Source organism: Klebsiella sp. CN_Kp100 (genome assembly GCF_040065315.1).
Taxonomy (GTDB): domain Bacteria; phylum Pseudomonadota; class Gammaproteobacteria; order Enterobacterales; family Enterobacteriaceae; genus Klebsiella; species Klebsiella oxytoca.
In genome coordinates this window covers 26,211-41,530 of sequence record NZ_JBEAIJ010000059.1, presented here as the reverse complement: position 1 = coordinate 41,530, position 15,320 = coordinate 26,211, and the positions used below count along the sequence as shown (strand labels likewise).

Genomic DNA, 15,320 nt, shown 5'->3' with positions numbered 1-15,320 from the left:
GAAAGGCTTAAACGTTGAACAGGAAGTTCATCACATCGCCATCTTTTACGATGTAGTCTTTACCTTCAGCGCGCATTTTCCCGGCTTCTTTGGCACCCTGTTCGCCTTTGTAGGTAATAAAGTCTTCATAGGCGATGGTCTGCGCGCGGATAAAGCCCTTTTCGAAATCGGTGTGGATTTTACCTGCGGCCTGCGGAGCCGTTGCGCCGACCGGGATAGTCCACGCGCGAACTTCCTTCACGCCTGCGGTGAAGTAGGTCTGCAGGTTCAGCAGTTCGTAACCGGCGCGGATAACGCGGTTCAGGCCAGGCTCTTCAAGACCCAGTTCGGCCATAAACTCATCGCGGTCGGCATCGTCCAGCTCGGCGATATCGGACTCAACGGCGGCGCAAACGGCGACGACCACCGAACCTTCGGCAGCGGCGATTTCGCGGACTTTATCGAGATAAGGGTTGTTCTCAAAGCCGTCTTCGTTGACGTTGGCGATATACATGGTCGGCTTCAGGGTCAGGAAGCTCAGGTATTTAATCGCCGCTTTGTCTTCGTCGGTCAGATTTTTCAACGAACGCAGCATACCGGCATTCTCAAGGTGCGGCAGGCATTTTTCCAGCGCCGCCAGCTCGGCTTTCGCGTCTTTATCGCCGCCTTTGGCTTTCTTCTGCACGCGATGGATGGCGCGTTCGCAGGTATCCAGGTCGGAGAGCGCCAGTTCGGTATTGATCACTTCAATATCGTCAGCCGGGTCCACTTTATTGTTAACGTGGATAATGTTGTCGTTTTCGAAACAGCGCACCACGTGACCGATAGCTTCGGTTTCGCGGATGTTGGTCAGAAACTGGTTGCCCAGGCCTTCGCCTTTGGAGGCGCCTTTGACCAGGCCCGCGATATCAACGAATTCCATCGTGGTCGGCAGAATACGCTGCGGTTTAACGATTTCAGCCAGTTTGTCCAGACGCGGATCGGGCATCGGCACGACACCGGTGTTCGGCTCAATGGTACAGAAGGGGAAGTTGGCCGCTTCAATACCCGCTTTGGTGAGCGCATTGAACAGGGTGGATTTGCCGACGTTGGGCAAACCGACGATACCGCATTTGAATCCCATGATTTAAATCACCTTAATCTTTGGATAATCAACCTGTTACAGTGAACAGATTGTAGAAAAGTAAATAACTTCGCCTATTATACACGGTGCGTGACAAAAATTCCGCACGCCGACCGGTTATTGCGCTTTAAAAGCGTGTAAACGGTTGGTCGCTTTGGTCAGGCCATCCTTCATCCACACTTCGGTGCAGCGTACCGCTTCGTCAACGGCCTCATCAATCAGCTTCTGCTCGCTGGCGGGCGGCTTGCCCAGCACAAAACCGACAACTTTATTTTTATCGCCCGGATGGCCGATTCCCACGCGTAAGCGGTGAAAGTTCGGGTTATTGCCCAGCTTGCTAATGATGTCTTTCAGGCCATTATGGCCGCCGTGACCGCCGCCCAGCTTGAACTTAGCGACGCCAGGCGGTAAGTCGAGCTCATCGTGGGCGACCAGGATTTCATCCGGATTAATGCGAAAAAAGGTCGCCATCGCGCAGACGGCTTTACCGCTCAGGTTCATAAAGGTCGTTGGGACCAGCAGGCGAACATCCTCGCCCGCAAGGTTAATCCGCGAGGTATAGCCGAAGAATTTGCTCTCTTCGCGCAGCGGCGCGCGGTAGCGTTCTGCCAATAAATCCACGTACCAGGCGCCGGCGTTATGTCGGGTCGCTGCGTATTCAGCGCCGGGGTTCGCCAGGCCGACAATCAGTTTTATGCTCACTTTTTTATCCTGCTTGGATCGTTCTCTGGCGCGTAGTGTACTGTCTGCGCGCGCGGTTGACAAAATTCTGCCAGCGAAGCGCGGCCGGAACGGATAATCACGGCTTTGAACAATTAGAATTTGATGTTGTTCAGTAGGTTATTTGTAAACTTTTGTTGGCAAGATGTTCGCTTATGTGATCGTCCACGCAATCGCTATATTGGCTATTGTCTATACTACACCTATAAGATTTGGGGATATTCCCATGCAACCCAAGGTTCCGGAGGTGACATATGAAACGCAGAAACGCTTCGTTACTCGGTAATGTGCTGATGGGGTTGGGGTTGGTCGTCATGGTTGTCGGCGTTGGTTATTCCATTTTAAACCAGCTTCCGCAGCTTGACCTGCCGCAGTTTTTCGCACACGGCGCGATATTAAGTATCTTTGTCGGCGCGGTACTGTGGCTGGCGGGCGCGCGTATCGGCGGTCATGAACAGGTCAGCGACAGATACTGGTGGGTTCGCCACTACGATAAACGCTGCCGCCGCGATCAGCATCGCCACAGCTGAGTGAATTCTTTACCACCAGCCGTTGTCAACGGCTGGTGCGTTTTCATGCAGCCTGGTCAGGCTGTCTTTTTGCTGTCGTCTCAATTCCTTATTTCTCTCATTGTGCTTCTTCGGCATAGTCTGCTTAATACCCTCCCCGTATTTAGCGCTTGACCCTGACGTCACGTCAGGCAGCAGAGTCGTGCCACTGGTATACGAAAGGAGCCGTCATGTTAATTCAGGTGGGAGAACTGGCGAAGCGCGCCGGAATGACCGTCCGCACGTTACATCACTATGAACAAACGGGGTTGCTGACGCCTTCGGCCAGAAGCGCGGCGGGTTACCGGTTATATAATCTGGCGGCCGTTCAGCGGCTGCATATGATTAAAGCGCTGGCGCAGGCCGGGCTGGAACTCGCCACAATTAAGGACTATCTCGACCGGGACGCCTTCTCGCTGTCCGATCTGCTGGTCAAGCAGATCGCCACCCTCGACCGACAGCTGCAAACTCTCTCAACGCTGCGCCAGCGCCTGGCGCTGCTGCGCGAAGAGCTGGACAGCGGAGGCGAGCCCGATCTCGAGTCCTGGGTACAAACGCTGGAGCTGATGAAAATGTACGATCGCTGGTTTAGTCAACAGGAATTACAGGTGCTGCCGTTTGCGGAGCAGGATGAGCAGCGTAACCAGACATGGCTGGAGTTGGTGGGGGAAGCGCAGCAGCTCATGGGCGAACGCTGCCCGGCAGATGAGCCGCGGGCGATTGCGCTGGCAACCCGCTGGATGGAGCAGCTGGAGCAGGATACCGCCGGCAGGCCGGAGTTTCTGACTCGCCTGAATGAGATGCACGCCGCCGAACCGCAGATGCGTGAACAAACCGGGGTGACGCCGGAGATGATTGATTTCATTACCCGTGCTTTTGCCGAAAGCAAGCTGGCCATCTGGGCGCGCTATCTGAACGCCGAAGAGCTGGCCTTTACCCGGCAGCACTATTTCGATCGCCTGATGGAGTGGCCGGCGCTGGTGGCCGACCTGCATCGGGCCTGTCGTGAGAAGCGAGACCCGGCCTCCCCGGAAGGTCAGCAGCTGGCGCAGCGCTGGCTGGCGCTGTTCCAGTCTTACGCGGGTAAGGATGCGCAGACGCAGCAGAAGTTTCGCTATGCCATGGAGCAGGAGCCGCATTTGATGAAGGGAACGTGGATGACTTCGGAGGTGCTCAGCTGGCTTCAGCAGGCGATTGGCGTGATGATGCGGCAGGCGCAGGGGCCTGCCGCCGAATAATTAAATATCCGCCAGCGCGGCGTTGCGGTCCGGGTAGAAGCTCAGACGGCCCGGAATGGGTTTAACGCCGGCGCGCGCCAGCGTGCGCAGCGGCTGAAACTCCAGATTCGACACGCGCAGTTCACAGCCTTCCGGCAGCTTATTCACGAAGCGCTGGAAGGCATCCAGCCCGCCGGCATCCAGCACCGGCACCGCATCCCATTTCAGCACCACGATACGCTTACCTTCCACTCTGGTTTCGAGGTCGGTAAATAGCCCTTCCGCAGCGGCGAAAAATAGCGGGCCAATCACGCGCAGCACCAGCACGTCGTCAGGAACTTCGACGTTCACCGGCGCGAGGCGGGTCATACGCGCGATCCGGCGCATAAACAGCAGGGAGGCCAGCACAATACCGACGCTGATCGCGATGACCATATCAAACAGTACGGTCAGCGACATGCACATCAGCATGACGATAATGTCGTCTTTTGGCGCATAGCGCAGCAGGTTAACAACCTTGTGCGCTTCGCTCATATTCCATGCCACCATCAGCAGCAGTGCCGCCATAGCGGAAAGCGGCAGCCAGGAGAGCAGGGGAGCGAGGATCAGCAGCGCCATAATGACCAGCAGCGCGTGGATCACGGCGGAAATCGGCGAAGTCGCCCCGGCGCGAACGTTGGCCGCCGAGCGGGCGATGGCGGCGGTGGCGGTAATGCCGCCGAAGAACGGAGCGACGATATTGCCCAGCCCCTGGCCAATGAGCTCGCTATTGGCCTTATGTTTGGTGCCGGTCATGCCGTCCAGCACTACGGCGCACAGCAGGGACTCAATCGCCCCGAGCATGGCCATGGAAAACGCCGCCGGCAGCAGCGCCCGCAGCGAGGACCAGCTAAGCGTGAACTCCGAACCGGGCATATCCCACGGCAGCACCAGCTGCGGCAGCAGCTGCGGAATACCGTTGCCCTGACTGCCGTCGGCGAGAATATAGTGGAACTGAGAGCCGATGGTGGCGACGCTGCCGCCGAGCAGATTAACCACGCCCATGACCGCGCAGCCTGCCAGCAGCGCCGGCAGGTGGCCCGGCAGACGAATACCCAGGCGAGGCCAGATAATCAGCGTGCCCAGCGTGACAATACCGATGGCGGCATCGCCGGGATTAATCGTCGGCAGCGCCATAACCAGCGCGCCGACTTTCTGCAGATAATGTTCAGGCACGTGCGCCATCTGCAGACCGAGAAAATCTTTAATCTGCATGGTACCAATGGTGATACCGATCCCGGAGGTGAAGCCGAGGGTAACCGATAGCGGGATATATTCAATCAGCCGGCCAAAGCGTGCCAGGCCGAAAAGAATCAGGAAGATCCCAGACATCAAAGTTGCAACCAGCAGTCCCGCAAGGCCGAACTGCTGCGAGACCGGGTAGAGAATGACCACAAAAGCGGCGGTTGGCCCGGAAACGCTGAAGCGCGAGCCGCCGGTTAACGCAATCACGATCCCCGCCACAGCAGAAGTGTAGAGACCGTACTGCGGCGCCACGCCGCTGCCAATTGCCAGCGCCATCGCCAGCGGGATAGCGATAATCCCGACGGTAATCCCGGCGATCGCATCACGGGTAAACCGCGAAGCGGTATATTTTTCTTTCCAACAAGCGTCGATGAGGGCGCGGAAAGGCATCACATGTGAGGAAAATAATCTGTTCACAATAATGTTTCATCCATGAGCGCATCATCTGTCAACTAAATGGCAGGTGAAGGAGGCATTGGTCATATCCACGCCATCCTTCGGATGCCTCTCTGTTGGCTGCGTTCATTTACCTCGATCACGTACTGCCGGTACGCTCCCGGGGATTCATTCACTTGCCGCCTTGACGCATGCCGAATGATATTGTGGAAGAATAAAAGGTTCAGAGACAAAAAAACCCGCCGCAGCGGGTTTTTGTGCCGGGCTCGATTAATGTTCGAACATAGCAGAGATAGATTCTTCGTTGCTGATACGACGAATCGCTTCGGCCAGCATACCAGACAGCGTCAGAGTACGTACCTTTTCCAGCGCTTTGATTTCCGGCGTCAGCGGAATGGTATCGCAGACGACGAATTCGTCAATCACAGAGTTTTTGATGTTCTGGATGGCGTTGCCGGAGAAGATCGGGTGCGTTGCGTAGGCGAATACGCGTTTAGCACCGCGCTCTTTCAGCGCTTCTGCGGCCTTACACAGGGTGCCGCCGGTATCGATCATATCGTCAACCATCACGCAGTCACGACCAGCGACGTCACCGATGATGTGCATCACCTGAGAAACGTTAGCGCGCGGACGGCGTTTGTCGATGATAGCCATATCGGTATCGTTCAGCAGCTTGGCGATAGCGCGAGCGCGAACCACGCCGCCGATGTCCGGAGAAACCACGATAGGGTTATCCAGGTTCAGCTGCAGCATATCTTCCAGCAGGATCGGGCTGCCGAATACGTTATCCACCGGAACGTCAAAGAAGCCCTGAATTTGTTCTGCGTGCAGGTCAACGGTCAGAACGCGGTCAACGCCGACGCTTGACAGGAAATCAGCAACCACTTTCGCGGTGATAGGAACACGAGCAGAACGAACACGACGGTCCTGGCGAGCATAACCGAAGTAGGGGATAACAGCGGTGATACGACCTGCCGAAGCACGACGCAGAGCATCAACCATAACAACCAGTTCCATCAGGTTGTCGTTGGTGGGAGCACAAGTGGACTGGATGATGAAAATATCACCACCGCGTACGTTTTCATTGATTTGTACGCTGACTTCGCCGTCGCTAAAACGACCTACAGCGGCGTCGCCAAGAGAAGTGTACAGGCGGTTGGCAATACGTTGTGCTAGTTCCGGGGTGGCGTTACCAGCAAAAAGCTTCATATCAGGCACGAGAAGAACCTCAGGCATGCGTCCAGTGGTGGATGAAATGGGCCAAAAACTGTGCGGGTGGGCACGATTTCATCCAGGCGGTGTATTTAAAGAGCCCGATGCAACGTCTGGAACAGGGTGACGTTGTCACCGTAACTCAGTTTCCCCGGCGTTTTCGCCAGATTTGCTATAATAAGCAGAACTTAGCGCAGCGCCTGCTTGAGCGGAGAGATGTTAACACCTCGCGCCACGAAGCCATGCAGCCATGCCGGGGCTTTTTCAAGCACCTGACGAGCGGCGGATTCAGTGTCAAATTCAGCAAATACACATGCACCGGTGCCAGTCAGGCGCGACGGCGCATATTCTAACAGCCAGGAAAGCGCCGCATCAACCTCACGAAAACGTTTTCTTGCGATAACCTCGCAATCATTGCCGAATTTACATTTTAATAACGTATTAATTGACCTGGCCGGGGTATTGCGCGGAAGTTCCGGATCGCGAAAAATGATCGGCGTTGGAATGCTGACCCCCGGATGCGCCACCAGATACCATTTTTCCTCCGGTTCGGCCGGGGTGAGAATTTCCCCGATGCCTTCAGCAAAGGCCGCATGGCCGCGAACGAACACCGGCACGTCGGCGCCGAGCTGCAGACCCAACGCCGCCAGCTCATCTTCCGGAAGATTACAGCCCCACAAGTGATTCAGCGCCACCAGTACGGTGGCCGCGTTGGACGAGCCGCCGCCGAGGCCGCCGCCCATCGGCAGCACCTTATCAATGCTGATATCGGCGCCGCTGCCTGCAGGAAGCTTCCCGCCCTGCGCTGCGGCCTGCATTAACAGCCTGGCCGCGCGAATAATCAGATTCTCTTCATCCGGTACGCCGTCAACCGGCGTTAGCAGACGCAGTTGGCCATCGTCGCGCGGTTCAATCGTCAGCGTGTCGCCATAATCCAGAAACTGAAAAAGCGTCTGCAGCGTGTGGTAACCGTCGGCGCGCTGCCCGGTAATGTATAAAAACAGATTCAGTTTTGCGGGAGAGGGCCAGCGGGTCATCATTTCACAATCCAGTTATCCATTTTCAGCTTGATGCGCTGACTGCCGTCGTTAAGTTCCATATTGGCCGGTAGCGAAGGTTTGGTGTCTGAGGTGTAGCCGCCCCAGGTGACGTGCCAGGTTTTGCCGTTTTGCGTGTAGTTCAGCTCGCGGAGGCGATACTGGTCATCAAGCGAGTAGTCGGTGGCCTCGCCCGGCAGGCCAATGATCCACTGCCGCAGGCTGTTGAGCGGAATCGGCATGCCGGTCAGGCGGCCAATCATCTCTTCGGCGTCGGTCGCCGTGTAAGTCTGGCCTTTATTGTCAATCAGCTGCACGTTGCCCGGCTGGGCGGTTAACGACAGTTCGGTGCTGCCGAGCGGGTTAGTCAGCAGCAGGCGGTAGCGGTCCTGGCCCGTCTGCTGCCAGAAGAAGCGGGCATAGACTTTTTGCTCATCAGAAAGATAAGCAAAAGCGCCGCGCGTCTGGAACTGATTAAGATTGCGGACATCTTGCTGGTGCTGACGCCACTGTGGAGAATCCGGGCTTTTACCCGGCCCTTTCGGAGCATTAATCGCACAGGCGGTCAGAACGAGGCTTGCCAGCGGCAACAGGCGGAACAGTCGATTCATAATGATGACAAATCCTTGATGTCTACAGTGAAATGCGGCGGATGAGAGAAACAGGTGGCCGATTTGTGTAGCGGGTTACAATTATAACCATTAATGCTAGCGTTGCCGGGCGGTAGCGTCTACGTTCAAGTTGTCTGAAATCAAAAAATTACCGTTAATGGCTATTACAGATTAGCTATTACTCCAAAAGGGGAGCCTCTCTTTTATTGATTACGCGCATCCTGTATGATGCCTGCAGACTAACCTTAGCAACGCTGGTACTACTCCCTCACAATGACCCTTTTAGCTCTTGGCATTAACCACAAAACAGCTCCTGTAGCGCTGCGAGAACGCGTAACGTTTTCGCCGGATACGCTCGATCAGGCGCTGGAGAGCTTGCTGGCCCAGCCAATGGTGCAGGGCGGAGTGGTGCTGTCGACCTGTAACCGCACGGAACTTTATCTCAGCGTCGAAGAGCAGGATAACCTCCAGGAAGCTCTTATTCGCTGGCTGTGCGACTACCACGGTTTAAATGAAGAGGACCTGCGTAAAAGCCTCTACTGGCATCAGGACAACGAGGCGGTCAGTCACCTGATGCGCGTCGCCAGCGGTCTTGATTCGCTGGTGTTGGGCGAGCCGCAGATCCTCGGGCAGGTGAAAAAAGCCTTTGCGGATTCCAGCCGTGGGCACCTGAACGTCAGTGAACTGGAGCGCATGTTCCAGAAGTCGTTCTCAGTGGCCAAACGGGTGCGCACCGAAACCGATATCGGCGCCAGCGCGGTCTCCGTGGCGTTCGCTGCCTGTACTCTGGCGCGGCAAATCTTCGAATCACTCTCCAGCGTGACCGTGCTGCTGGTCGGCGCCGGTGAGACTATCGAACTGGTGGCTCGCCATCTGCGCGAACATAAAGTCCGCAAGATGGTGATTGCCAACCGCACCCGCGAGCGCGCTCAGGCGCTGGCCGATGAAGTCGGCGCGGAGGTGATCGCGCTGAGCGATATCGACGAGCGGCTGAAAGAGGCCGATATCATCATCAGTTCTACCGCCAGCCCGCTGCCGATTATCGGCAAGGGGATGGTGGAGCGCGCGCTGAAGGCGCGCCGCAATCAGCCGATGCTGCTGGTTGATATCGCCGTTCCGCGCGATGTCGAACCGGAGGTTGGCAAGCTGGCGAACGCCTATCTTTACAGCGTGGACGATCTGCAAAACATCATTCAGCACAATCTGGCGCAGCGTAAAGCCGCGGCGGTGCAGGCGGAAACCATCGTTGAGCAGGAAGCCAGCGAGTTTATGGCCTGGCTACGCGCCCAGAGCGCCAGCGAGACCATCCGCGAATATCGTTCCCAGGCCGAGCAGGTCCGCGAGGAGCTGACGGCGAAAGCGCTGGCAGCGCTCAATCAGGGCGGCGATGCGCAGGAAATCATGCAGGATCTGGCGCGCAAGCTCACTAACCGCCTGATCCACTCGCCAACCAAATCTCTTCAGCAGGCCGCTCGTGACGGGGATGATGAACGCCTGCATATTCTGCGCAACAGCCTCGGGCTGGAATAGCGCACCTTTATCTCTTTTTTAGGACAGGGTGAATTTACGCCTATGAAGCCTTCTATTGTTGCCAAACTGGAAGCCCTCTATGAACGCTATGAGGAAGTTCAGGCGCTCCTCGGCGATGCCGCAACCATCGCCGATCAGGATAAATTTCGCGCGTTGTCGCGCGAATACGCGCAGCTGAGCGACGTCGCGCGCTGCTATACCGACTGGCGTCAGCTGCAGGATGATATTGAAGCCGCGCAGATGATGCTCGACGATCCGGAGATGCGCGAAATGGCGCAGGAAGAGCTGCGCGAAGCGAAAGAAAAGGGCGAGCAGATGGAGCAGCAGCTGCAGGTTCTGCTGTTGCCAAAAGATCCGGACGACGAGCGTAACGCGTTTGTTGAAGTTCGCGCCGGCACCGGCGGTGATGAAGCGGCGCTGTTCGCGGGCGATCTGTTCCGTATGTATAGCCGTTACGCGGAATCACGCCGCTGGCGCGTGGAAATCATGAGCGCCAACGAAGGCGAGCACGGCGGCTTCAAAGAGGTGATTGCCAAAATCAGCGGCGACGGCGTCTATGGGCGACTGAAGTTCGAATCCGGCGGCCATCGCGTTCAGCGCGTCCCGGCCACCGAATCCCAGGGGCGTATCCACACCTCCGCCTGCACCGTGGCGGTGATGCCGGAGCTCCCGGAAGCCGAAATGCCGGATATCAACCCGAGCGACCTGCGCATCGATACCTTCCGCTCCTCCGGCGCGGGCGGTCAGCACGTTAACACCACCGACTCGGCAATTCGTATTACCCACCTGCCGACCGGCATTGTCGTCGAATGCCAGGACGAACGTTCCCAGCATAAAAACAAAGCCAAAGCGCTGTCGGTGCTTGGCGCGCGTATCCGCGCCGCGGAAGTCTCCAGACGCCAGCAGGCGGAAGCCTCCGAGCGCCGTAACCTGCTGGGCAGCGGCGATCGCAGCGATCGTAACCGTACCTATAACTATCCGCAGGGCCGCGTGACCGATCACCGCATCAACCTGACGCTTTACCGTCTGGATGAAGCGATGGAAGGCAAGCTGGATATGCTGATTGAGCCGATCGTTCAGGAGTATCAGGCCGATCAGCTGGCAGCCCTTTCCGAGCAGGAATGATGACTTTTCAGCAGTGGCTGACGCAGGCCATCGCTCGTCTGAGCCAAAGTGAAAGCCCGCGCCGGGATGCCGAAATCCTGCTGGGTCACGTGACCGGCAAAGCGCGGACCTATATTCTCGCCTTTGGCGAAACGGCGCTGACGGCGGAGCAGGCCGTCGAGCTGGAAACGCTGCTGAGCCGTCGCGCACGGGGCGAGCCGGTGGCTCACCTGGTGGGCCAGCGCGAATTCTGGTCGCTGCCGCTGTTCGTTTCTCCGGCCACTCTGATCCCGCGTCCGGATACCGAATGCCTTGTTGAGCAGACGCTGATGCGGTTACCCGGCAAGCCGTGCCGCATTCTCGATCTCGGTACCGGCACCGGCGCTATCGCTCTGGCGCTGGCCAGCGAACGCCCCGATTGCCACGTCACCGCCGTTGACTTTATGCCCGATGCGGTTGCGCTGGCGGCGCGTAACGTTGAGCACCTCGCCATCAAGAACGTTACCGTGCTGCAAAGCCACTGGTATAGCGCGCTCGCCGCACAGCCGTTCGACATCATCGTCAGTAATCCACCCTATATTGATGAAACCGACCCGCATCTTGCGCAGGGCGATGTGCGCTTTGAGCCAAAAACGGCGCTGGTCGCCGCCGATGGCGGCCTCGCCGATCTGGCTTACATCATTCGCGAAGGCCGCCGCTTCCTGACTCCCGGCGGTTTGATGCTGCTGGAACACGGCTGGAAGCAGGGGGAAGCGGTGCGCGCAATCTTTCGCGAGGCGGGTTATGGCAATATTGCTACCTGCCGCGACTACGGCGACAACGAGCGCCTGACGCTCGGGCAATATCAGGGAGGCGTATGAATCTGTTTAACGCTGTCCTGTATCTGCATATCGCCTGCGTGGTGGTCTCGGTCAGCCTGTTTGTCCTGCGCTACTGGTGGCACTGGAGCGGCAATCGCCGGCTCGACCAGCGCTGGGTTCGCATCGCGCCGCACTGCAGCGATACGCTGCTGTTTCTCAGCGGCGCCGGATTAATGGTAATAACGCACTATCTGCCGTTTACCGAAGAGGGTACATGGCTGACTGAGAAGCTGTTTGGCGTTATCATTTATATCGCATTGGGATTTATCGCGCTGGGCCGTCGTCGTCCGCGCAGTCAGCAGAGCCGGTTTGTCGCCTTTCTGCTGGCCCTGGTGGTGTTGTTTATCATTATTCAACTCGCCATCACAAGAACACCGTTACTGGGGTAAGGCATGAGGTCGTTAGCTGATTTCGAATTTAATAAAGCGCCGTTATGTGACGGCATGGTCCTCATTTCTGAATTAATCCGCGACGATTTTCCGACGCACTATGTGCAGGATGAGCTGGAGCGGCTGCTGGCCCTGGCGCGGGAGGAGATTGCCTCCTCGTGGGACCAGGAGCGCCAGATAGAGCGTTTGCTGGAGCTTTTCTACAATGACTGGGGCTTTAGCGATTCGCGCGGCGTTTACCGTCTGTCCGACGTGCTATGGCTTGATAAAGTGTTGAATAATCGCCAGGGTAGCGCGGTGTCGTTAGGCGCGATCCTGCTGTGGATTGCTCAGGGTCTGGCGCTACCGGTGGTGCCGGTGATTTTCCCGACCCAGATGCTGCTTCGCGCCGACCCTGAAGAGAGCGAGGAGATGTGGCTCATTAATCCGTTTAACGGCGAAACGCTCAACGAGCATACGCTGGAAGTGTGGCTGAAGGGCAATATTAGCCCGGTTGCCGAGCTGTTTAACGAAGACCTTGATGAAGCGGATAACGCGGAGGTGATCCGCAAGCTGCTCGATACCCTTAAATCGGCGCTGATGGAAGAGCGGCAGATGGAGCTGGCGCTACGCACCAGCGAAGCGCTGCTGCAGTTCAATCCGGAAGACCCGTACGAAATTCGCGACCGGGGGCTGATATACGCCCAGCTGGATTGCGATCACGTGGCGCTGCAGGACCTTAATTACTTCGTTGAACAGTGCCCGGAGGATCCCATCAGCGAGATGATCCGCGCGCAGATCAACACCATTTCGCACAAACAAATTACATTGCATTAAAGCCAATCCCAGCAGGCGTTCCTGGCGCAGCCAGTTTGGACACGGACAGCGCGCAGAAACCGGAGCGTACACGTAGTACGTGAGGATTGACTCGCGACGCTCGCCCTCCGGGCCGCCCTGAAGGGCGTTCAAAATACTTTCGTATTTTGTCGAGCACTGCCCAGGTCCAAAATGGCAAGTAAAATAGTCCTGATTGGATAGGCTTTAGTCTGAAACCATTCCGGTTACACCCTGATAAGGCGAACTTATGAAACAAAAAGTGGTTAGCATTGGTGATATCAACGTAGCAAACGACCTGCCATTCGTGCTGTTTGGCGGCATGAACGTGCTGGAGTCCCGCGATCTTGCGATGCGTATCTGCGAACACTACGTGACCGTTACGCAGAAGCTGGACATTCCTTACGTGTTCAAAGCCTCTTTTGATAAAGCTAACCGTTCTTCCATCCACTCCTATCGCGGGCCGGGTCTGGAAGAAGGGATGAAGATTTTCCAGGAGTTGAAACAGACTTTCGGCGTGAAAATCATCACCGACGTTCACGAAGCCAGCCAGGCGCAGCCGGTCGCTGACGTGGTGGATGTTATTCAGTTGCCAGCGTTCCTCGCCCGTCAGACCGATCTGGTTGAAGCGATGGCGAAAACCGGCGCGGTTATCAACGTGAAAAAACCGCAGTTCGTGAGTCCGGGCCAGATGGGCAATATCGTCGATAAGTTTATCGAAGGCGGCAACGACAAAGTGATCCTTTGCGATCGCGGCGCAAACTTCGGCTACGACAACCTGGTCGTCGATATGCTGGGCTTTGGGGTGATGAAAAAAGCCTCCAATAACTCACCGGTTATCTTCGACGTTACACACGCCCTGCAGTGCCGCGACCCGTTTGGCGCGGCCTCCGGCGGCCGTCGCGCTCAGGTTGCCGAACTGGCGCGCGCCGGGATGGCGGTTGGGATCGCGGGTCTGTTTATTGAAGCGCATCCGGATCCGGAGCACGCGAAATGCGACGGTCCTTCCGCGCTGCCGCTGGATAAACTGGAGCCGTTCCTCAAGCAGATGAAAGCCATCGACGATCTCGTTAAAAGCTATGATGAGCTCGATACCAGCAAGTAATCGCCGCTGAAACGACAAAAGCCTGCCGGTTTTACAACCGGCAGGCTTTTTTGATCTCCCCGAACGGCATGACGCCGCCGGGGGAGGCTCAGGCAAAAATGGTCATCAGGTAGGCAGCGAACAGCGCCAGATGCGCCGCACCGTTCAGCACATTGGTGCGTCCGGTAGAGAACGATATCTGGCACAGCAGCAGCGAGGCGACCATCACGACCATCTCCGGGGCGCCAAGGCCAAAACGCAGTTCGTTACCGGTGAGGAAGGCGATAAGCGTCACTACTGGTACGGTCAGGGAAATGGTGGCCAGCACGGAACCGAAAAACAGGTTCATCGCCCGCTGGACCTGATTGTTTAATACGGCCTTCAGCGCGCCAAGGCCCTCCGGGGAGAGGATCAGCAGCGCCACCAGGAAGCCGGTAAAGGCAACGGGAGCGTTCATGCTGGTCAACAGCGTCTCCAGCGGATTGGCATTCATTTTAGTGACCGCAATAACCGCAACCAGATGTATCAGCAGCCAGGCGGTGTGCCACTTGCTGCTGTGCGCCGACGGTTTGCCGTGATGCGGGTCATCGTCGTCGCCGTCATCCTCATGTTCGTAAACAAACAGGCTCTGGTGCGTTTTGGTTTGAATCAGCAGGAAGACGCCATACATAGCGGCGGAGATCAGCGCCACCAGCAGCGCCTGGCCGGTGGTAAAGTTGGCCCCGGGCAGCGCCATCGGGAAGACCAGAACGATTATCGCCAGCGGAAAGAGGGCGATAAGGTACTGTTTAATCCCGAACAGATTCATATACTGGGTGGCGAATTTGCGCCCGCCCAGCAGTAAAGAGAAACCGACAAGCCCGCCGGTAACAATCATAATGATCGAATAAAGCGTATCGCGCATCAGAGTCGGCGCGGCGTCGCCGGTAGCCATTAATGCGGAAATCAGGCTGACTTCAAGAATCACCACTGAGAGGCTTAAAATTAACGATCCGTAAGGTTCGCCAAGGCGGTGGGCCAGCACGTCGGCGTGGCGGACGACGCTAAAGGCGCTGCTTAGTATGCCGACCAGCGCCAGAATATTAATCGCAACGACCACTGGCAGTGACTGGCTGCTTCCCCAGAAGAACAGCACCGCCAGCGCCAGAACCGGAAAGGCGAGGGAGGTCTCCTTGTGGCGGGTTTTTACCGCCTCATGTGCATCGGTCATGAATTATCTCCAGCTATGCAGGTGTTATAATTATAGATATCGTAAGTTAATAAAATAACAGACATTGATTAAACTAATTTGTTTTTTTACTTAAATTTACCACTATAGTCCTGTAAAAGTGATAGATTGCCATAAACTGCGGTTACTATTTTTTTGTATTTATTATTCAGATAATTACTAAAACATCTTTCTCATTTATCTGT

The 15,320-nt window shown here is 56.6% G+C and carries 15 protein-coding genes; 8 read left to right on the top strand and 7 right to left on the bottom strand.

Annotated features, from left to right (window positions below; translation table 11 throughout):
* Positions 1 to 7: 7 nt before the first annotated feature.
* Together ychF and pth are read right to left on the bottom strand one after the other, a co-directional pair.
* A complete protein-coding gene (gene ychF / locus ABLV12_RS26100; protein WP_004103162.1) occupies positions 8 to 1,102 on the bottom strand; it encodes a redox-regulated ATPase YchF in 1,095 nt (364 codons plus the stop codon).
* A gap of 117 nt (positions 1,103 to 1,219) precedes the next feature.
* On the bottom strand, positions 1,220 to 1,804 hold the full coding sequence (gene pth / locus ABLV12_RS26095) for an aminoacyl-tRNA hydrolase (protein WP_064397677.1): 585 nt from the start codon (positions 1,802 to 1,804) through the stop codon (positions 1,220 to 1,222).
* A 272-nt stretch (positions 1,805 to 2,076) separates the two neighbouring features.
* Between pth and ychH the strand changes: the two genes are divergently transcribed.
* Together ychH and ABLV12_RS26085 are read left to right on the top strand one after the other, a co-directional pair.
* Positions 2,077 to 2,352, top strand: coding sequence for a stress-induced protein YchH (gene ychH, locus ABLV12_RS26090; RefSeq protein WP_004103160.1), 276 nt, complete (start codon positions 2,077 to 2,079; stop codon positions 2,350 to 2,352).
* Between the two features lie 209 nt (positions 2,353 to 2,561).
* Positions 2,562 to 3,608, top strand: a complete 1,047-nt coding sequence (locus ABLV12_RS26085; RefSeq protein WP_016808841.1) for a MerR family transcriptional regulator — start codon at positions 2,562 to 2,564, stop codon at positions 3,606 to 3,608.
* Here the strand turns inward: ABLV12_RS26085 and dauA are convergent, their stop codons facing one another.
* From dauA to lolB, 4 genes are all read right to left on the bottom strand, one after another.
* Entirely contained in the window at positions 3,609 to 5,288 is a 1,680-nt protein-coding gene (gene dauA / locus ABLV12_RS26080) for a C4-dicarboxylic acid transporter DauA (protein WP_026055944.1), read from the bottom strand.
* A gap of 249 nt (positions 5,289 to 5,537) precedes the next feature.
* Positions 5,538 to 6,485, bottom strand: a complete 948-nt coding sequence (gene prs / locus ABLV12_RS26075; protein WP_004103157.1) for a ribose-phosphate diphosphokinase — start codon at positions 6,483 to 6,485, stop codon at positions 5,538 to 5,540.
* 182 nt (positions 6,486 to 6,667) lie between these two features.
* Entirely contained in the window at positions 6,668 to 7,516 is an 849-nt protein-coding gene (ispE, locus tag ABLV12_RS26070; protein ID WP_162680278.1) for a 4-(cytidine 5'-diphospho)-2-C-methyl-D-erythritol kinase, read from the bottom strand.
* Positions 7,516 to 8,127: a lipoprotein insertase outer membrane protein LolB gene (gene lolB / locus ABLV12_RS26065; protein WP_004103154.1), complete on the bottom strand. Its 612-nt coding sequence runs from the start codon at positions 8,125 to 8,127 to the stop codon at positions 7,516 to 7,518. Before lolB ends, ispE begins: the two co-directional genes overlap by 1 nt.
* Before the next feature lie 273 nt (positions 8,128 to 8,400).
* On the opposite strand from lolB, the gene hemA reads away from it, so the two are divergent.
* From hemA to kdsA, 6 genes are all read left to right on the top strand, one after another.
* On the top strand, positions 8,401 to 9,657 hold the full coding sequence (hemA, locus tag ABLV12_RS26060) for a glutamyl-tRNA reductase (RefSeq protein ID WP_004103152.1): 1,257 nt from the start codon (positions 8,401 to 8,403) through the stop codon (positions 9,655 to 9,657).
* Positions 9,658 to 9,699: 42 nt separating this feature from the next.
* Positions 9,700 to 10,782, top strand: a complete 1,083-nt coding sequence (gene prfA, locus ABLV12_RS26055) for a peptide chain release factor 1 (RefSeq protein ID WP_348867469.1) — start codon at positions 9,700 to 9,702, stop codon at positions 10,780 to 10,782.
* Positions 10,782 to 11,621, top strand: coding sequence for a peptide chain release factor N(5)-glutamine methyltransferase (gene prmC / locus ABLV12_RS26050; protein ID WP_064371938.1), 840 nt, complete (start codon positions 10,782 to 10,784; stop codon positions 11,619 to 11,621). The genes prfA and prmC overlap by 1 nt, the downstream gene beginning before the upstream one ends.
* Positions 11,618 to 12,010, top strand: coding sequence for an invasion regulator SirB2 (sirB2, locus tag ABLV12_RS26045; RefSeq protein WP_348867468.1), 393 nt, complete (start codon positions 11,618 to 11,620; stop codon positions 12,008 to 12,010). The genes prmC and sirB2 overlap by 4 nt, the downstream gene beginning before the upstream one ends.
* A 3-nt stretch (positions 12,011 to 12,013) precedes the next feature.
* Positions 12,014 to 12,826: an invasion regulator SirB1 gene (gene sirB1, locus ABLV12_RS26040; protein WP_064355974.1), complete on the top strand. Its 813-nt coding sequence runs from the start codon at positions 12,014 to 12,016 to the stop codon at positions 12,824 to 12,826.
* Positions 12,827 to 13,073: 247 nt separating this feature from the next.
* Positions 13,074 to 13,928, top strand: coding sequence for a 3-deoxy-8-phosphooctulonate synthase (gene kdsA / locus ABLV12_RS26035; protein WP_348867467.1), 855 nt, complete (start codon positions 13,074 to 13,076; stop codon positions 13,926 to 13,928).
* Positions 13,929 to 14,016: 88 nt separating this feature from the next.
* Here the strand turns inward: kdsA and chaA are convergent, their stop codons facing one another.
* A complete protein-coding gene (gene chaA, locus ABLV12_RS26030; protein ID WP_004113666.1) occupies positions 14,017 to 15,117 on the bottom strand; it encodes a sodium-potassium/proton antiporter ChaA in 1,101 nt (366 codons plus the stop codon).
* Positions 15,118 to 15,320: the final 203 nt, after the last annotated feature.